The sequence below is a fragment of the Marinobacter sp. SS21 genome (genome assembly GCF_028369065.1).
In the GTDB taxonomy this organism is placed as follows: Bacteria; Pseudomonadota; Gammaproteobacteria; order Pseudomonadales; family Oleiphilaceae; genus Marinobacter.
On sequence record NZ_JAQNDA010000004.1, the window covers coordinates 301,405 to 318,871 of the forward strand.

A 17,467-nucleotide genomic window follows, 5' to 3' on the forward strand; every position below is an offset into this window, starting at 1 on the left:
GCGGTTTACGTTCGTTCACTGCATCCTACGAGTACAGCGAGTAGGTATCTCAGAATTCCTCATGCTTACCTGTAGGATGCGGTGAGGCCTTGCTGAACCGCATCAATTGCGTTTGCTTGGAAGCTGTGGTGCATGTCCGTTCACTGCATCCGGCGAGGTTGTCATGGTTGATGACGGGAAGCCTGCAGCGGTTGGGACGCCAGGAAGTCGGTGACGGCCTGACGGTATTCCGGCACCACGAACGTGGCCGCGTGGGGCGTATCGGTGGCGAGAAACTGCTTGGGTTCTCCGGCGGCGTCATACAGTTGCGGGCCGTGATGGAAGGGGATGATGCCGTCCCGGCGGCTGTGGATGATCATCACCGGCGTAGGCGCGATCCCGGCGATGTGGTCGATGCCTTCGTAGTCGGCTGGTATGGTCCAGCTCAACGGGACCTGCAACGGCCAGGTCAGCCAGAACTCCCCGAGCTTCTCGCGGGCGATGGCGCGAAAGCCGGTAAAGCTGGCGTCGAGTATCACCGCATCCAGCGGCGGCTGTTCACCGCGAGCGCTCCATTCGCTGGCCAGGGCAATGCCGATCGCCCCACCCAGGCTTTGGCCAAGGAGCACCAGCGGCGCGGAGCGCTGGTTTTGGGTCAGCCAGCGTAACCCGGTTTCGGCATCGTGCAGAGCGCCCGCCAGGTCCGGATCGCCGGTAGACTGGCCGTAGCCACGGTAATCGATCAGGAACACGTTGTAGCCGGCTTCCGGGAGCCAGGCTACGTTGAGGATGTGGCTGCTGATGTTCTGGGCATTGCCGTGCAGGAAATAGACCGTTCCGAGGCTGGTGTCTGTCGCGGCCGGCAGCCACCAGCCGTGCAGGGTTTCGCCGTCCCCGGTCTCCAGGTAGACATCCCGGTAGCTCAGGTTGAGCCGGTCCGGGGTCAGGTACACCACCCGGTCGGGGTAGAAAAACAGGCCACTGCAGCCCGACAGCAACAGGCTGCAGGCGAGGGTGGCGGTGTTCAGAAGTAGCCGTGCAATCCCAGTTGCCATAGGTTTTGATACCGGTTGAAGTGACGTTCGCGGGCGAACTCGGCAAACACACTAGCCCGGCGGCCCAGATGGACGTTGCCGTTCAGGTAGAGTTGATCCTGACGGTGCTGGTTGCTGACGATCCAGGCTTTGCTGCGCACCCCCGTCAGCAGGCTGGCCCGAGGGCTCTGATACAGCAGGCCCACATCCACGCCAGGCGCAAAATCGTAGCCGCGATGAATATCATCATCGATCTCCAGATCGGCGGTGACAAGGGCAAAGGTCTGGCTGGCCGGGCTCAGCGCCCAGCTGCCACCCGCTCCGCCTTCCAGGTAGGGTGTCAGCACCCGGTCACTGCCGACATCGGTGCGTCGGCCGCCAAAGCCCACCTGCCAGGACAGGGGCGAAAAGAAGTCGTCACGGGGCGATAGCGAGCGGATTTCCACCCCGATCAGCCGCTCCAGCTGCAGTTCATCAGGGCCGGTGTAGTAGCGGGCATCGAGCCGGAGAAACTGCAGCTGGGCCCCGCGCCGGTAGCCGTCCGGCGGGTCGAGCAGGTCGTGATAGGCCGGGCGTAGGGTGAGTTGGCTGAAACTGCGGTCTCCCAAACGGCCTTTGCCCAGGCTGACACGGAACGTATCGTGGCCCTGGTCATCCCGGATCGCCGGGGGCGGCGGTGTCGACGGCTCGGTGGCATCGTCGATCTCGCTGCGGGCCCTGAGCAGGTTGTGGGACAGCGGGGCGGCCTGCGCCCTCGGCCAGCCTTCGGCTTCGCTCTGGTAACGGACGTAATCGTAGGTGGCGTCCAGCAGCCGGGCGCGGCTGGGGGCATCGAGCTGGCTTACTTCCGGGGCGCTCACCGCGGTGTTGCCCTGAGCCAGGCCGGCGGCCAGTTGCCGTTGCGCCGCCGGCAACTGATCGAGCCCGTAGCTGACGGTGGTGGCGGCGGAAGGACGGTAGTGGATCTCTGACACCAGATCCTTATCGACAATCCAGCGCACCGTATCCGAGGGAATGGCATGGGTGGAGACTTCGCCGAGCAGGTTGGTGCCCGGCCGGGCGACATCGATCAGCGCCAGCAGTCGGTAGGCGCAGTTCTCATCGAAGAAATAGTAGTCGAAATTACGATCGCGGATTTCCCAGGCGTGGGCCAGCAGCTGATCGACCTCGTCCGGGGTCAGGTTCAGGGTGTACTCCCACAGGTCGCGATTCTCGATATCGGTGTAGAGGCGGAGCTTGTCGTAATAGGGTTGCACCGTGGTGATGCCGGGGTAACCCCCGAAGATGCCCTTGTAGGCAAACAACAGCTCGCTGTCGTGGGCCGCCGCGTCCGCCGCGTAGGAAATGGTGTTGGCCAGCAGCAGATCGGTACTCTGGTCGTCACTGGGTGGGTCCAGCCGCAGGAAGGTATGGCCGAACATGGACGACGGGCTGTTCAGGTACGAGGCCGCAAACACCATGGTGACGGTGTCGGTGTTCAGGGTGCGCTGCCATTGCTCGAACGCCGGGCAGCTGATGGGTGCTTCCGGTAGATCCAGGCGGGCCCGTAACCAGCGGTCGCGGGCTGGAAAGCGGCAGCGGGCATGGCCGTCGCCCGAGCCCGGTAGCTGGATGGCAGCCAGGGTGGCGTCGAGTTCGGCCTTGGGCGAGAGTTCGCCCAGCGGGTTCAGGAAAAAATTCTGGTCGTCGGCCTGGCTGGTGTAGCCGTTGCCGAAGCGGTTTGGCCGGTAGTGTCCCAGGGTCAGCCAGCCGGGTTCCAGGGCGAGTTGGCTGGTGTTAGGGGCGGTATCCGCCGGGGTAAGTGTACTGATCGCCAGGCCGAATGCGGCCAGCGCAAGACGAAGGGGTGCAGGCATGAATGCTTGGTTACCAATTTGCGTTCTGGGCAGCTGGGCATCGTGGACAACGGATCGCCGTGAACAACGGATCATAGTGAACAACGGATCATAGTGAACAACGGCTCATCGTAGATAGCGCCGTCCCTGGCGCAGTCGTCATCCTGTTGCGGGGTTGATCAGGCCGCCACGTACTTGCTCAGGGTTTCATGCTGTTCCAGCAGGGCGACGATGGCGTCAACCGCTTCACCCGAGGTGGTTTCAGAGCTTGGGAAAATGGCCGCGAAGTTGTCCTTCAGCAGGCTGCGGAAGGCGTCACGATCGACCTGCTCAACGCCCAGCAGTACCGCCAGGGTGTCCAGGTTTTCGCCGCTGCCGCGAGACATGTCCCGGGCGATCTTGTCGGCGTTGCTGTTCATGTACATGGCCATGGACTGAACAGATTCGTTGGTGTTACAGCCCAGGGTGCCGGTGGTCATGCCGAATGTCTGATTACCGAAGGTGCCGTTGGTGGTGGCGGCCAGAATGTGTGGCGCTGCGCCGGACTGTCCCTTCCAGATCATGGCTCCAACACCGCAGCCCGGTTGGGCGAAGGTGAGGGTGGAAGCACCCAGAAGCATTGCGCCTACAATCAGCTTTTTCATTGTCCACTCCTTGTTGTGGTTTGACTGACGTTACATTCGTTACGAATGTACTTCAATTCAAATTCAGTAGGTTAACGGTCCAGACATCCTCGTTGAGATCCAAGCTGACCGTTGACCAGAGTATAGTCAAGATATTCGAAAGGCCAACACTGGCTATGCCAAAAAGTGCTAAAGAAATGTGGTCATTAACGAAAAATGTGAACGCGTGTATATTATTGTATTGAAACGCGTTTTTGTGTTGCGTGGTTGTGACAGTCGGTTCCGTTCTGTATAGTTCGCGTCGACCATGAAGGTCTGAATACAACACATGGAGATTGATCAGTGAAAAAAGCTCTTATCGCTTCCAGCCTTCTGCTGGCCGGCGCTCTGACCGGCTGCAGCTCGATGAACGTAAGTTCCTCCCCGGTCCCGCTGAACGGCACCGTTGCCACCGACCTGACCGCTGATATCGAAGTTGGCGAGAAAATCACCGGCCATTCCTCTGCCACCAAGATCCTGTTTTTCACCCTGAGTGACGACAGCGAGTACGCCGATGGCATGACCTACGGCAACGGCGGCGGCAGCGCCCTGAGCCTGGGTGGTCTGGATCCGGTGTCGGCGGTGAAATCCGCGGCGGCCTATAACGCCATTTCCGAGTCCGGAGCGGATGTAATCGTGGCTCCGCGCTATGTCGTCAAGAAGAACGACTATGTGGTGTATGGCACCATCGAAGTGACCGTGGAAGGTTACAAAGGCACGATTCGCAGCGTGCAGTGATAGGCTCGGTCGGGCATTGGCTCCGGCCGAGAAAGAAAAAAACCGGGTTCAACAACCCGGTTTTTTTGTGTTCCCGGGATCATCCGCCCAGGTAAGCGTTGCGAACGTCGGGGTTGGCCAGCAGGTTGGCGCCGGTGTCGTGCAGGCGAATGCGGCCGGTTTCCAGCACGTAGCCCCGGTCGGCCAGATTGAGTGCCTGGTGGGCATTCTGCTCCACCAGGAACACGGTGATGCCTTCGTCCCGCAAGTGTCCGACAATCTCAAAAATCTGCCGGATGACCAGTGGCGCCAGACCCAGGGAAGGCTCGTCCAGCAGGATCATCTGCGGTTTGCTCATCAGTGCCCGGCCGATGGCGAGCATCTGCTGCTCGCCGCCGGACATGGTGCCGGCGCGTTGATACTGGCGCTCCTTGAGCCGGGGAAACAGTTCGTAGACGTAGTCCTGGCTCTTGCGAATCTCTGCTTTGCTGTTGAAGAACCCGCCCATATGCAGGTTCTCCTCCACGGTCAGGCCGGAAAAAATGCGCCGCCCCTCCGGCACGATGGCAAGGCCGGAGCGCATGGTACTGGCGGTGGCTTGGCGGGTAATGTCGCGACCGCCCAGGATCACTCGCCCGGAGGTGGCGCGCGGATTGCCGCAGATGGTCATCAGCAGGGTGGTCTTGCCGGCGCCGTTGGCGCCGATGAGCGACACGATTTCGCCTTTGTTGACCTCAACCGACACGCCGTGCAGCGCTTCGATCTTGCCGTAGTGGGTATGGACGTCTTCAAGTACAAGCATGGACATGGTTCAGGCCTCACCCAGATAGGCTTTGATAACGTCGTCGTTCTGGCGGACTTCGTCCGGTGTGCCGCTGGCCAGGGGGCGGCCCTGATTGATGACGTTGATGCGGTCGGAGATTTCCATCACCAGGCTCATGTCGTGTTCAATCAGCACCACGGAGACGTTGTAGTCCTCTTTCAGGCCGATGATGAGTTGGTTGAGGTCTCGGGTCTCGGCCGGGTTCAGGCCGGCGGCCGGTTCATCCAGCATTAACAGCTTGGGTTCGGTGACCATGCAACGGGCGATTTCCAGCCGCCGCTGCTGACCGTAGGCCAGGTTGCCGGCTTCCCGGTTCGCCATGTCCAGCAGCCCTACCCGGTCCAGCCAGTAGGCGGCGCGGTCCAGGGCCTGCTGCTCGCGCTGGCGGTAGCTGGGGGTGCGCAGCAAACCGGCGATGAGGTTGGTGTTGAGGTGGCGGTGCTGGGCCACCAGCAGGTTTTCCACCACCGTCATCTTGCTGAACAGCCGCACGTGTTGGAACGTCCGCACCAGGCCCAGGCGGGAAATCCTGAAATCCGGCTTGCCCTGGATTTCCCGGCCCTCGAACAGGATGGTGCCACCGGTGGGGCGGTAGAACCCGCTCATGCAGTTGAATACGGTGGTCTTGCCGGCCCCGTTGGGGCCGATGATGGAGACAATTTCGCGCTCCTGGACGTCCAGCGACACCTGATCCACCGCCAGGAGCCCGCCAAAGCGCATGGACAGATTGCGTACTTCAAGCATTCTGCGTCACTCCTGTTTGTTGATTTCGATGTGGATCCGGCGCATGGGTAGCAACCCCTGGGGTCGCCAGACCATCATCAGCACCATGGCGGCGCCGAAGATGAGCATCCGGTATTCGGAGAACTCCCGCGCCAGCTCCGGCAGGATGATCACCGCCACCGCCGCCAGGATGACGCCGAGCTGGGAACCCATACCACCGAGCACCACAATGGCCAGGATAATGGCCGACTCCAGAAAGACGAACGACTCGGGGCTGATAAAGCCCTGCTTGGAGGCAAACACCGTACCGGCAAATCCGGCAAAGAAGGCGCCGATGGTGAATGCCGACAGTTTCACCGCGGTTCGGCTCAGGCCGAGGGAGCGTGCGGCAATTTCGTCCTCGCGCAGGGCCTCCCAGGAGCGGCCCACCGGCATCTTGGTGAAGCGGCGGATGACCAGGGCAGTGAACAGCGCCAGCACCAGGGCAATCAGGTACAGCACGATGATCTTGTGACTGCCGCTGTAGGCCACGTCGAAGATCTCGTGAAAGGAGACATTGCCTTCCTCCTTGACCCGCCGACCGAACTCCATGCCGAACACCGTGGGATCGGGAATGCCGCCTATGCCATTGGGGCCGCCCGTCAGCCAGGTCATGTTGTTAAGCAGGATGCGGATGATCTCGCCAAAGCCGAGGGTGACGATGGCGAGGTAGTCACCCCGCAGTCTCAGCACCGGAAAGCCCAGCAGCAAGCCGAAGGTCGCGGCCAGGCCAGCGCCAACGGGCAGCGCAACCCAAAAGGAGACACCGAAATACTGGTGGAGCAGGGCAAAGGTGTAGGCCCCGACGGCGTAGAAGGCCACGTAGCCGAGATCGAGCAGGCCAGCCAGACCCACCACCACGTTGAGGCCCAAGGCCAGCATGATGTAAATCAGCACCAGGGTGGCGAGGTCGACAGCACCCCGTGACACGAAAAACGGCCAAATCAGGGCTGCGACCACCAGCACCACCAGGGCGATGGTTTCCAGGCGTTGACGCTTGTCCTGGGGCATGGGTTCGCGATTGGCGAAGGGGTTGAGCGAGGGCATGGTGCCCAGTGAGCCCAAGATGCGATGGCGGAACAGCTGGAAGACAAACACCACCAGGGCGGCCGCCAGGACCGAGACCACGGTGGCGGTATCGGCCCCTGCGAGGACCACGCTGGTGCCTCGGGCCTCCAGGTCCAGGCCCAGTATGGGGTAGGCAATGATCAGGGTGACAACAGCGCAGAACAGCGCATGCTTGAGAGAGTGTGTGGCCATCAGATCTTCTCCACCTCCGGTTTGCCCAGCAATCCGGTGGGTTTGAACAGCAGGATCAGGATCAACAGGCCGAAGGACACCACGTCCTTGTATTCGCCACTGAGGTAGCCGGAGGTCATGCTCTCGGATACGCCGAGAATCAGGCCGCCGAGCATGGCGCCGGGAATGCTGCCGATTCCGCCCAGTACCGCTGCGGTAAAGGCCTTGAGGCCGGCAATGAAACCGAACAGCGGATCAATGGAGCCGTAGTACATGCCCAACAGTAAGCCCGCTACCGCAGCCAGGGCCGCGCCGATCACGAAGGTGGCGGAAATGATCCGGTTGGTGTCGATACCCAGCAGGTTGGCCATGCCCAGATCCTGGGATACCGCCCGGCAGGCCCGGCCAATACGCGAACGGGAGATGAACAGCGACAGCACGGTCATGCAGATCAGGGTGGTGATGAAGATGGTGATTTGCATGTAGGAAATGGAGGTCTGGAAGCTATCCGCGGCGCCGAACTGGAAACCGCCTTCGATCAGGGCGGGAAAGCCGATGTTGCGGGAACCCTGGGCGAGGTGAACGTAGTTCTGCAGGAAGATCGACATCCCAATGGCGGAAATCAGGGGTATCAGTCGGTGGCGTCCCCGTACCGGTCGATAGGCGACCCGTTCGACCGCCCAGCCCATGGAGCTGGATACCAGCATCGCGCAGATCAGCGCCACCAGCAGCACCAGCGGGAGCCAGGCGACGCCCAGACTGGCCAGTCCGGTAATGGTGATCAGCGCGGTGTAGGCGCCGATCATATAGATTTCGCCATGGGCGAAGTTGATCATTCCGATGATGCCGTACACCATCGTGTAGCCGATGGCGATGAGGGCGTAGGCGCTTCCGATCGTTAGCCCGTTGATTAGCTGCTGTAAGAAATACAGGACATCTTGCATGAGTGTGGGACTCCGACTACCGGCCTGCACTCAATTCCGCGTACAGGGCGCCGGTGTGCCAGCGCGGTTGCTGTCAGAATTGGGAGCGAGCTTAGAAAAACACCTTCTCCCGGATCACGGTGAGAAGGTGTTCTCATTATTATTATCGCCTGTTAACGATAGCGGCTTAGTTTACCGGAGTTTTGCTGCCATCTGAATGCCACTCGTAGACGACGAACTCGAAGGACTGCATGTCCCCCTTGCTGTCATACTGGACTGTACCGATGGGGGTTTCAAAGCTGCCAGAACGCAGGGCAGCGGCAACTTCAAACGGGTCGGTGGAATCGGCCTGTTCAATGCCGTCGGCCACCAGTTGGACCGCGGCATAGGAGGTCAGCACGAATGGGCCTGAGGGGTCCTCGCCCTTATCGGCAAACGCTTGAACCAGCGCCTGGTTCTCTTCCTTTTCATCGAAGCTCGGCGGCAGGGTTACCAACAGACCTTCGGCGGCATCGCCGGCAATGGTGTTGATGTCTTTATTGCCCACGCCTTCCGGTCCCATGAACACCGCATCCAGCTCCGCCTGGCGGGCTTGGCGCAGAATCAGGCCCAGCTCCGGGTGGTAGCCGCCGTAGTAGATGTAGTCCACGTCAGCCTGCTTCATCTTGGTGATCAGCGACGAAAAGTCCTTGTCGCCGGCGGTGATGCCTTCGAACATCGCCACTTCCACGCCGGCCTGTTGCAGGGTGTCGCGCACTGCACTGGCAATGCCCTCACCATACTGCTGCTTGTCGTGGACGATGGCGACCCGCTCGGGCTTCAGACTGATCAGGTGACGAGCGGCAACGGGCCCCTGCATGCTGTCGAGGCCAATGGTGCGGAACACCAGCTCATAGCCACGCTCGGTGATGTCCGGACTGGTGGAGGCCGGGGTGATCATCAGGATGCCTTCATCCTCATAGATATCGGAGGCCGGTTGGGTGGAGCTGGAACATAGATGGCCGATCACGAAGCGGACACCTTCGTTGACCAGTCGGTTGGCGACGGTCACCGCCTGCTTCGGGTCGCAGACATCGTCCACTTCCACGGCTTCCAGCATTTCGCCCATGACGCCGCCATTGCTGTTAATGCGTTCAATGGCCATGCGGGCACCGGAAAACTGCATGTCGCCGTACTGCGCAACCGGGCCGGTCATGGGGCCGGCAATCCCAATCTTGATCTCTGCGGACGCGTGACCGGCTGCCATCAACGCGACGGACGCACCTACCGCGGTTACGATTTTTTTAACAGGAGTTCTCATTGGCTCTGTCCTACATTGGGTCAGGGTTATTCTTATATTCTCAACGGTTTAAACAAACACCACGCCTTCGGTCTTGTCAAGGAGGCCGCTGCGGGTGCGGTGGGCTGGGGCTGCCACACGCGGTTCCTCCGTTGGAGCGCGGTCGCATGACCTCAGGCAAAGGCTGTGCCATAGCTTCAATCGCTGCCTTCCTGGTCGGGAAACACCAGCGAGCGGAAATTCTCATGATCCTTTAGCCGTGAGAAGCTGGGATCCACCGAGGCATCGTCGCGGTACGCCTCGGAAATATCAATGGCCCGGGCCAGCGTGTTGACGGCGTCTTCCCAGCGTCCGATCTCGGCATAGGCGCAGGCCAGCTGATAGTGAGCATGGCCGTTGTCCGGTGCCAGTTTCAAGGCCCGCAGACAGAGGCTGATGGCCCACAGCGGCTCCTGCAACTCCAGCACCGCGTCGGCCTTGTAGCTGAGCGCTTCGACATCGTCCGGGCGCAGATCCAGAATCTGGTCGTAGGCCGAGATCTTGTTCTGCTGGGAGGTTTCCTGGCTTGCCTTGAGCCAGAGCGAGTGCACTTCATTGGTGCGCTCGATCTCGTCCTGGTTCTGCTGGATGATGTCGGATTTCTGCTGCAGTTGTTCCTCGATGGTCTTGAGGCGCTTCTCGTATTCAATCACCAGCTCGTTGACCCGTTTCTCGGCCAGGCTGGTGAGCTGGTGGCGCATGTCACGAATGGAGTTCCAGCCAATGACCACCAGGATGGAGGTGGCACCGGCGATCAGGTAGAAGAAATAGGTCACGGTATCGGTGGCGTAAGACATGGTCTTGTCGGCAACCGACAATTCTTTGTCCACCACTTTTTCAATCAACTCGGCCCGGGTGTTCTGCAGGTCATTGCGCAGGCTTTTTACTTCGTCCAGCAGATAGCGCTCAACGAATGGGTTGTACAGCGGCGCCTCCAGGGTTTCGACTCGCTCGGCGACATCCTCGGCATTGGCTCCGCCGGTGGAACCTGGCTCATCCTGGGCCAGAGCAGGGCGCATGGTCAGGACCCCCAGCGCGATCAGCAGCAGGCCAAGCAAGATGGTCGGGGCGCGTCGAACGCTGGCGGAGCGCGATAGGTCAGTCATGAGCCATTCCGTTAATCGTTGGGGATCAGTTGCCTACAGACCTTAGCACAGTGGCCACCGGAAATGCGGGGGGAATGTCCGGTGGCCGGGGGACGGCATGGCTTGCAATTGGTGTAATAACGACCTCTAATAATTAGTGGTGTAAATATATGGACGGGTGAGCCGCCAACGGAACGCCGCTTGCGTTGTCTAATGCTAATTGGCTAAAAGCAAGTGTCTAAAATCAAGGCGTACAGATGGAATGGCCTGCCAGAAGGAGCCATCAGCAGCGTGTCGGGTCAAAAGGCTTTGTACTCGGAAAAACTCAGCGCCTATAATTCGAGCCCTTTTGAGGGGGCGGACTGGGGAAGTGCGGTGAATAACTACGAACAGGTTCTGGTGGCGCTAAGACGGGTCATCCGGGCGACAGATTTGCATTCAAAGCGTCTCAGCAAGCACGCCGGACTCACCGGCCCGCAGCTGCTGATCATGCGGACTATTCGTGACCTCGGCGAGGTTACCATTGGAACCATTGCCGAGCAGGTGAGCCTCAGTCAGGCCACGGTCACCACTATTCTGGACCGCCTGGAACATCGCCAGCTGGTATACCGGGTGCGCAGCACCCAGGACAAGCGCAAGGTCCATGCGCATTTAACCGAGGAAGGCGCCGAGATTCTGGCCCGCGCGCCCCAGCCGTTGCAGGAGGAGTTCATCGAGAAATTCCAGAGTCTGCAGGAATGGGAGCAGACCATGATCATTTCGTCGCTGCAGCGGGTGGCGAACATGATGGATGCGGATCACATTGATGCCTCGCCGGTGCTCGATGTGGGGCCGGTGTTGCGGGAGGATGGCTGGAAGGAGAACGGCAAGAAGTAACTCCTTGATTGTGTGCCGGGTCTGATGCTTGGGAGAAAGCCTGCGGGGGCGGGCGGCCTTGCTCCACCGCTGTGACGGTACGTCCCTGTACCGGCACAGCTACCGAGGCATCCATGCCTCTGTTCCGCAAGGCCACCCACCCCCGCAGGCCCTGAAATCTGAGCAGCCTTTGAGCGGTTCCGCTCAACTGGATGCTTGGGACTTTGAGGGGGAGGGGCTTCTGTAGCAGGGACATGGACGTCCCGGTAGCTTAGCCGGTACAGGAGGTGCCGTCTAAGCGGCGAAAGAAGCCCCTCCTCCTCGAAGGCCTTCTCTCAATCCGGAAGGCCGCCTCTCCCCCCTCGAAGCCTTGCTCAGATCAGCCAGTCATCAATGAACGCTGGCCTTCTTCCTCGGCTTGTCATCGAACACCACCTGAAACACCTCGCCAAAGCTTTTGGCAAAATGCACCTCCAGCCCCTCTTTCAGGTAGTCCGGCAGCTCGTCGTAGTCACCCTGATTGGCCTCCGGCAGCACCAGGGTGCCGATTTTCTGTCGCCGTGCCGCAATCACCTTTTCCCGAATTCCGCCCACCGGCAGCACCTGGCCGGTTAGGGTCAGTTCGCCGGTCATCGCGACGTTCTGTCGTGGTGTTTCGTTGCGGGCAATCGACAGCAGGGCAGTGGCAATGGTAATGCCCGCACTGGGGCCGTCCTTCGGAGTGGCTCCGGCCGGCACGTGAAGGTGCACAAAGGATTTATCGAAGAACGCGGCATCGCCCTTGAAGCGCTTGAGGTTGGAGGCAATGTAGCTATAGGCAATCTCGGCGGATTCCTTCATCACCTCGCCAAGCTGGCCGGTGAGCTTGAAACCGCGATGATTGGTGTGGACACGGGAGGCCTCGATGCTCAGCGTGGCCCCGCCCATGGCGGTCCAGGCCAACCCGGTCACGACGCCGATCCCCTTGAGGCCGCGCTCCTTCTTGAACACCGGCTGGCCCAGGTAGCCGGCCAGATCGGACACGCCTACTTTGACCGGGGTGTCTGGCTCAGCCAGCAGTTTGACGATGCCCTTGCGAACGACCTTGTGAATCAGCTTCTCCAGGTTCCGGACCCCGGCTTCCCGGGCATAGCCTTCAATCACCTGTTTCAGCGCGGCATCGCTGATGTTGAGTTGTTTCTTCAGCAGTCCGGCCCGCTTGAGCAGCCGCGGCAGCAGGTAGTGCTTGGCGATGGCAAGCTTCTCTTCGGCGATATAGCCGGAGAGCCGGATTACGTCCATGCGGTCCAGCAATGGCCGCGGAATGGTGTCCAGCTGGTTGGCGGTGCAGATGAACAGCACCTTGGACAGGTCCATACGCACGTCCAGATAGTGATCGAGGAACTCCCGGTTCTGTTCCGGGTCCAGCGTTTCCAACAAGGCGGAGGCCGGGTCGCCCTGGTAGGAGGCTCCGATCTTGTCGATCTCATCCAGCATGATCACCGGATTGGACACCTTGGCGTCTTTCAGTGCCTGGACGAACTTGCCGGGCATGGCGCCGATGTAAGTGCGGCGGTGACCCTTGATCTCGGCCTCATCGCGCATGCCGCCCACGCTGAAGCGATAGAACTCACGGCCCAGGGCATCGGCGATGGAATGACCGATGGACGTCTTGCCTACGCCCGGCGGCCCCACCAACAGCAGGATGGAGCCGGACACCTCGCCCTTGAAGGTACCCTCCGCGAGGAACTCGATGATCCGCTGCTTCACATCTTCCAGGCCGTCGTGATCCCGGTCGAGGATGCGCCGCGCTTGGGCCAGGTCGAAATGGTCCCTGGAGGCTTTGCCCCAGGGCACCTGGGTCAGCCAGTCCAGGTAGTTCCGGGTCACGCCGTATTCCGGCGAGCCCTGTTCCAGCATCTGCAGTTTTTGTCGTTCTTCCTCGAAGCGTTCGAGCACATGTTCCGGCGGGGTCAGTTCCTCAAGCCGCTGCTGGAAGCGTTCAATGTCGGCAGTCTTGTCGTCCTTGGCGATGCCCAGTTCCCGCTGGATCACCTTGAGCTGTTCCTTGAGGAAGAACTCGCGCTGGTGCGTTTGTACCTGGTCGTTCACCTCTTCGCTGATTTCCGCCTGCAGTCGCGCCACTTCCAGCTCCTTGCGCATCAGCAGCAACACCTTCTCCATGCGCCGGATCAGCGGTATCGTGTTGAGCACGTCCTGCAGCTCGGCTCCCGGTGCGCTGGTCATGGAGGCACCGAAATCCGCCAGCGGCGAGCTGTCGTCCGGTCCAAATCGTGACAGGTACTGTTTCACGTCCTCGCCGTAGAGCGGGTTGGTGCGCAGCAGTTCCTTGATGGCGGTGATGATGGCGAGGGTGTAGGCCTTGAGCTCATCCGCCTCCTCCTCCGGCGCGTCGGGGTATTCCACCTCGACCAGATAAGGGGGCTTTCGCCGTAACCATTGCACGATGCGGATGCGCTGCAGGCCTTGAGCAATGAACTGGATGCGTTGTTCGTCGCGCTGGACGTGATGGACCCGGACCGCACAGCCCACGGTTTCCAGCTCCTCGCTGGCGGGCACGGCGTGTTCGGAGTCGGGATCATCGACGTAACAGATGCCCAGCACCTGGTGGTCGGTCTCACCGACCCGTTTGAGTGTCTCATCCCAGGGCGCACGATTGACCATGACCGGCTGAACCTGGGCCGGCAGAAACGGCCGGTTTGAGACGGGCAGTATGTACATGCGCCGGGGCATCAGCTGTTGGGGGAGGGCAAGCCCCTTGCTGTTGTCTTCTTTTCCGATGTACTCGGTTACATCCTCAATGACATCGTGGCGGTTGTCGTTGCTCATCAGGTGTCGGCTTCTTTTTTCCGGTGAAAGTATCCACTGAAGGCTCCCTGGCCGTCGTCCAGACAGCGGCCTGCTCTTCTCATGCTATGTAACGTCATCTGACGTTATTTCAAGGAATTTCATCGGAAAATGCGGTCTTGGCCGGCGGCGGGGCTGGCCAGACCTTGAAATTCCTGCCAATGCCATCACTCTAGGGGTAACTTTACCTTCGCAAAACGGATCAGGTGCTGACCATGAGCAATTCGCCCCACATTTTTGAAGCCACCATGGACAACTTCCAGGACGCGGTGATGACGGCTTCATCCCAGACGCCCATTCTGATCGATGTCTGGGCGGATTGGTGTGCCCCCTGCAAGCAGCTGATGCCGGTGCTGGAAAAGCTGGCCAACGAATACCAGGGGCAGTTCCGGCTGGCGAAGGTCAATGCGGATGAGCAGCAACAGCTGACCGCGAGTCTGGGTGTGCGTAGCCTGCCCACGGTGATTCTGGTGAAAGACGGCCAGGCGGTGGATGGGTTCAATGGTGCCCTGCCGGAAAGTGAGATTCGCGCGGTGCTGGACAAGCACGTGGAGGCGCCGGCGGAAGATCCCTACGAGAAGGCCCATGGACTTTGGGAGCAGGGCGATGCGGAAGGCGCCCTGGCCATTCTGACGGAACTCAACCAGAAAGACCCGGAGAATATGAAGGTGCTCATCGATGTGGCCCAGCTCAAGGCCGAACTGGGGGATATCGAAACCGCCGAGCAGGTGCTGGAAAGCCTGCCGCCGGAAGAAAAGCTACAGACCCAGGCCAAGCAGCTGGCGGCCCGCATCAAATTCATCAAGCAAGCGGGTGAGTTGCCCTCGGTGGTGGAGCTGGAGCAGACCCTGGCGGCGAATCCGGAAGACCCGGCTGCGCTGCACCAGTTGGCGCTGCAGCAGGTGTTGAAGGATGAGAATGCCACCGCTATGGAGTTGCTGATCCGCCTGATGCAGGTGGACCCGGGTTACAAGGACGGCATCGCCAAGACCACCCTGATCGAGCTGTTCGACAAATTGGGAAGCAGCAATCCGGACGTGCGCAGCTATCGTCGTAAACTCTATACCCTGATGCATTGATTCACAGATGAAATGATTTGCCGATGCACTGATTCTTTGAAGCATTGATTCTTTGATGCATTAATGCCCTGACCTCAACGCCGGCAACCTTGGTGCCGGCGTTTCTGTCTGCTTCATCCCCCCCGCTGACAGGGCGTTCGCCCTGATCACCTGGAACCTACCGGCGAGTCCGCCGCTCTAACCTCTCACCTTCCGTGTGGTGAGAGGGCGCGATGAAGAGGCGAGGCGGATTCCGTTGGCTGGTGTTGCTGTTGCTACTGGGCATTGCCGGTTGTGTCGCCCGGGGCCAGGTTGCGCCCCCGCTGGGTGGGCTGGCGACCGACTGCGACGTCGTATTCCGGGACTGGCAGGCCCAGGTTCGGAGCGCCGATGCGGCCGATGCCCAGGCCTGGTCGCCGCCTGGCTATCCCCACCTGCGGGTCGACCGTTTCCTGGCCAGCTTTGATCTCCCCAGTCTCTCTGTGCCTCAGCGCCAAGCCTGGGGGCAGCGTGCTTTGGCGTTGGCGATCGAAGCCTGGGAGCAGGAAGCGGAAAGCCTGGACGGGGCGGTGGATGACAAGCTGGCCCAGCTGCGGCATTGCGGACGGATGGCGATGCAGCGGATGCTGGAGCAGGAGGATGGTTGGCAGCACCTGAACCGCGCCAAGGCGGTGCCGGACAGCTACCGGACGGCGGCCCAGGTGCTGGGGCTCTACCCGTTGGTGAGGCCGATGATCCGTTGGCGGGCGGCAACGCTGATGGCGGGTTTGCGGGCGCAGTTTGGTCGCTATCAGCCGCAAGCACCCTGGCAATACTACAGGCCGGACGTCGAGCCCCGCTCACCGCTGGTCCGCAGGATTCGTGCCGGACCGGCGCCGTCACCCGATGCGTTGGGAATACCCGCTTACTCCGAAGTCGAAGCGCAGCGGCTGCTGACTCAGTTCGCCCCCACGCTGGCGGTTGAGACTCGCGACTGGAATGACCAGCCTGGCCGTCCGGGTCGGGGACTGCGGGGTGAGCTTCGCTTTCTCTCCCAGCCGGTGGTGTTTGCCCAGCTTGAATACACCCGGCTGCACGATGAGGTGCTGCCGCAGCTGGTGTACACGGTCTGGTTCGCCGCCAGGCCCAGTGTGGCGCCGCTGGATATTTACGCGGGCGCGCTCGACGGCGTGGTGTGGCGGGTGACGCTGGGGCCGGACGGGCGTGCCCTCATCTACGACCTCATGCACGCCTGTGGTTGTTATCACCAGTGGCTACTGGTGGCAGGGGGGCTGGTGTTGCGGGATGACATCGTCGCCGCGAAAGACGAGGTGTGGATCTTGCGGACGGTGCCGCCGACCGGGAGTGGCGTGGTGCTGTACCTCAGTGCCGGTGAGCACCAGCTGGTCGGCGTCGCGCTTGAGGCCGCGAGCCCGGATGCCGAGCCTTACCTGCTGGCGCCGTATCACCAGCTGCGCGGGCGTTCTTATGCCGGCGGTCGGCTGTTTGACGATGCGGGCATGGTGGCGGGCTCTGAACGGGCCGAGCGTTGGCTGCTGTGGCCAACCGGGGTGCCGTCAGCCGGAGCCATGCGGCAATGGGGGCGCCATGCCGTCTCGTTCACCGGACGCCGACATTTCGACGAGCCACGACTGCTTGAGCGATTATTCCGGCTGCCGCGGGAAACTGTCGGCGGGCAGTAGCAAGACCGCCAGGCCCAGCATGACTCCCTGCCAAGGTCCGAAGAACAGCAGGTTCGCAACGATGCGTTGCCAGAGCAGGGCCAGCGAGGCGTCGGATAACAGCTGCTGGCTGAGCTGGGTGAAGAGTGGCTGGCAGACGCCCATGGCAGCGCCCAAGGCCAGGAGCGGTAAGGCGTAGCCGATGATGGATAACCGGGCGGGACTGCTGTGGCGCAACCCCAGAAGCAATCCAATGGCGCCCGTCAGGCCCGCCAGTGCCAGGGTCGCGGACATGGCGAAGCCGGTCAGGGGTTGAGCTAACAGTCCCAGTTCCATGGCCAGTGCCCAGCCAACCACGATCGGTAGAATGGCTTTCGAGGCCTGTCCCGGCCAGTGCGGGTGGGCAGCGAGCCAGGGGAACAGCCCGTACACGGCCGCTCCGAGCATCAGCCCTGGTCCTACCAGGCGCAATGGCAGGTTGGGTAGCTGAAGCAGGTCCTCCAGCACAAAACAGAACACGCCGTTGCCGAGGGCCGCCATGATCGCCACCAGTGCGGCGGTGCCCGCAGCTCGGCTGCGAGAACTCAGTGCCCGTTGGATCGACGGGTGAGGTAGGTGTGATGCCAAGGTCATGGCCTGCTCCCTGGGAATGGTGTTGGTTCAGGTCGG

General features: G+C 61.2%; 15 protein-coding genes. 4 read left to right on the plus strand and 11 right to left on the minus strand.

Annotated elements, in window-relative coordinates; genetic code table 11:
- Positions 1 to 161: 161 nt before the first annotated feature.
- From N6L25_RS07830 to N6L25_RS07840, 3 genes are all read right to left on the minus strand, one after another.
- The gene (locus N6L25_RS07830) at positions 162 to 1,034 is read right to left on the minus strand and encodes an alpha/beta hydrolase (RefSeq protein ID WP_271979246.1); all 873 of its coding nucleotides are present in this window, start codon (positions 1,032 to 1,034) and stop codon (positions 162 to 164) included.
- Positions 1,004 to 2,869 carry an Lnb N-terminal periplasmic domain-containing protein gene (locus N6L25_RS07835; RefSeq protein WP_271979247.1) on the minus strand — a complete coding sequence of 622 codons (1,866 nt, stop codon included), beginning with the start codon at positions 2,867 to 2,869 and terminating at the stop codon, positions 1,004 to 1,006. The genes N6L25_RS07830 and N6L25_RS07835 overlap by 31 nt, the downstream gene beginning before the upstream one ends.
- A gap of 158 nt (positions 2,870 to 3,027) precedes the next feature.
- Positions 3,028 to 3,492 carry a DUF3015 domain-containing protein gene (locus N6L25_RS07840; RefSeq protein WP_271979248.1) on the minus strand — a complete coding sequence of 155 codons (465 nt, stop codon included), beginning with the start codon at positions 3,490 to 3,492 and terminating at the stop codon, positions 3,028 to 3,030.
- A 321-nt stretch (positions 3,493 to 3,813) separates the two neighbouring features.
- Between N6L25_RS07840 and N6L25_RS07845 the strand changes: the two genes are divergently transcribed.
- Positions 3,814 to 4,248: a hypothetical protein gene (locus N6L25_RS07845; RefSeq protein WP_271979249.1), complete on the plus strand. Its 435-nt coding sequence runs from the start codon at positions 3,814 to 3,816 to the stop codon at positions 4,246 to 4,248.
- 79 nt (positions 4,249 to 4,327) lie between these two features.
- On the opposite strand, the gene N6L25_RS07850 is transcribed toward N6L25_RS07845, so the two are convergent.
- The 6 genes from N6L25_RS07850 to N6L25_RS07875 form a co-directional block, all read right to left on the minus strand.
- Positions 4,328 to 5,029 (minus strand): ABC transporter ATP-binding protein, encoded by a 702-nt coding sequence (locus N6L25_RS07850; RefSeq protein ID WP_271979307.1) that lies wholly within the window; start codon positions 5,027 to 5,029, stop codon positions 4,328 to 4,330.
- A 9-nt stretch (positions 5,030 to 5,038) separates the two neighbouring features.
- Positions 5,039 to 5,794 (minus strand): high-affinity branched-chain amino acid ABC transporter ATP-binding protein LivG, encoded by a 756-nt coding sequence (gene livG / locus N6L25_RS07855; protein WP_271979250.1) that lies wholly within the window; start codon positions 5,792 to 5,794, stop codon positions 5,039 to 5,041.
- Between the two features lie 6 nt (positions 5,795 to 5,800).
- Complete coding sequence (locus tag N6L25_RS07860; RefSeq protein ID WP_271979251.1) at positions 5,801 to 7,072, minus strand: high-affinity branched-chain amino acid ABC transporter permease LivM; 1,272 nt, start codon at positions 7,070 to 7,072, stop codon at positions 5,801 to 5,803.
- A complete protein-coding gene (gene livH / locus N6L25_RS07865) occupies positions 7,072 to 7,995 on the minus strand; it encodes a high-affinity branched-chain amino acid ABC transporter permease LivH (protein WP_271979252.1) in 924 nt (307 codons plus the stop codon). The genes N6L25_RS07860 and livH overlap by 1 nt, the downstream gene beginning before the upstream one ends.
- Before the next feature lie 166 nt (positions 7,996 to 8,161).
- Positions 8,162 to 9,274 carry a branched-chain amino acid ABC transporter substrate-binding protein gene (locus N6L25_RS07870; protein WP_271979253.1) on the minus strand — a complete coding sequence of 371 codons (1,113 nt, stop codon included), beginning with the start codon at positions 9,272 to 9,274 and terminating at the stop codon, positions 8,162 to 8,164.
- 176 nt (positions 9,275 to 9,450) lie between these two features.
- On the minus strand, positions 9,451 to 10,398 hold the full coding sequence (locus N6L25_RS07875) for a TPR end-of-group domain-containing protein (protein WP_442915221.1): 948 nt from the start codon (positions 10,396 to 10,398) through the stop codon (positions 9,451 to 9,453).
- 354 nt (positions 10,399 to 10,752) lie between these two features.
- On the opposite strand from N6L25_RS07875, the gene N6L25_RS07880 reads away from it, so the two are divergent.
- On the plus strand, positions 10,753 to 11,253 hold the full coding sequence (locus N6L25_RS07880; RefSeq protein ID WP_271979254.1) for a MarR family winged helix-turn-helix transcriptional regulator: 501 nt from the start codon (positions 10,753 to 10,755) through the stop codon (positions 11,251 to 11,253).
- Between the two features lie 369 nt (positions 11,254 to 11,622).
- Here N6L25_RS07880 and lon read toward each other — a convergent pair whose 3' ends face one another.
- Positions 11,623 to 14,061, minus strand: a complete 2,439-nt coding sequence (gene lon / locus N6L25_RS07885) for an endopeptidase La (RefSeq protein ID WP_271979255.1) — start codon at positions 14,059 to 14,061, stop codon at positions 11,623 to 11,625.
- Between the two features lie 233 nt (positions 14,062 to 14,294).
- Here lon and trxA point away from each other — a divergent pair, with 233 nt between their 5' ends.
- Both trxA and N6L25_RS07895 read left to right on the plus strand, forming a co-directional pair.
- Positions 14,295 to 15,158 (plus strand): thioredoxin, encoded by an 864-nt coding sequence (gene trxA, locus N6L25_RS07890; RefSeq protein WP_271979256.1) that lies wholly within the window; start codon positions 14,295 to 14,297, stop codon positions 15,156 to 15,158.
- Positions 15,159 to 15,370: 212 nt separating this feature from the next.
- The gene (locus tag N6L25_RS07895) at positions 15,371 to 16,819 is read left to right on the plus strand and encodes a hypothetical protein (RefSeq protein WP_271979257.1); all 1,449 of its coding nucleotides are present in this window, start codon (positions 15,371 to 15,373) and stop codon (positions 16,817 to 16,819) included.
- Here the strand turns inward: N6L25_RS07895 and N6L25_RS07900 are convergent.
- Positions 16,781 to 17,431, minus strand: coding sequence for a hypothetical protein (locus N6L25_RS07900; RefSeq protein WP_271979258.1), 651 nt, complete (start codon positions 17,429 to 17,431; stop codon positions 16,781 to 16,783). The genes N6L25_RS07895 and N6L25_RS07900 overlap by 39 nt on opposite strands.
- Between the last annotated feature and the right edge of the window lie 36 nt (positions 17,432 to 17,467).

What these genes read in the sequence shown, in the direction of transcription:
- N6L25_RS07830 (WP_271979246.1), bottom strand. Translation starts at nt 1,034, where the DNA reads ATGGCAACTGGGATTGCACGGCTACTTCTGAACACCGCCACCCTCGCC.
- N6L25_RS07840 (WP_271979248.1), bottom strand. Translation starts at nt 3,492, where the DNA reads ATGAAAAAGCTGATTGTAGGCGCAATGCTTCTGGGTGCTTCCACCCTC.
- N6L25_RS07835 (WP_271979247.1), bottom strand. Translation starts at nt 2,869, where the DNA reads ATGCCTGCACCCCTTCGTCTTGCGCTGGCCGCATTCGGCCTGGCGATC.
- livH (WP_271979252.1), bottom strand. Translation starts at nt 7,995, where the DNA reads ATGCAAGATGTCCTGTATTTCTTACAGCAGCTAATCAACGGGCTAACG.
- N6L25_RS07850 (WP_271979307.1), bottom strand. Translation starts at nt 5,029, where the DNA reads ATGCTTGTACTTGAAGACGTCCATACCCACTACGGCAAGATCGAAGCG.
- N6L25_RS07900 (WP_271979258.1), bottom strand. Translation starts at nt 17,431, where the DNA reads ATGACCTTGGCATCACACCTACCTCACCCGTCGATCCAACGGGCACTG.
- livG (WP_271979250.1), bottom strand. Translation starts at nt 5,794, where the DNA reads ATGCTTGAAGTACGCAATCTGTCCATGCGCTTTGGCGGGCTCCTGGCG.
- N6L25_RS07870 (WP_271979253.1), bottom strand. Translation starts at nt 9,274, where the DNA reads ATGAGAACTCCTGTTAAAAAAATCGTAACCGCGGTAGGTGCGTCCGTC.
- trxA (WP_271979256.1), top strand. Translation starts at nt 14,295, where the DNA reads ATGAGCAATTCGCCCCACATTTTTGAAGCCACCATGGACAACTTCCAG.
- N6L25_RS07875 (WP_442915221.1), bottom strand. Translation starts at nt 10,398, where the DNA reads ATGACTGACCTATCGCGCTCCGCCAGCGTTCGACGCGCCCCGACCATC.
- N6L25_RS07895 (WP_271979257.1), top strand. Translation starts at nt 15,371, where the DNA reads ATGAAGAGGCGAGGCGGATTCCGTTGGCTGGTGTTGCTGTTGCTACTG.
- N6L25_RS07860 (WP_271979251.1), bottom strand. Translation starts at nt 7,072, where the DNA reads ATGGCCACACACTCTCTCAAGCATGCGCTGTTCTGCGCTGTTGTCACC.
- lon (WP_271979255.1), bottom strand. Translation starts at nt 14,061, where the DNA reads ATGAGCAACGACAACCGCCACGATGTCATTGAGGATGTAACCGAGTAC.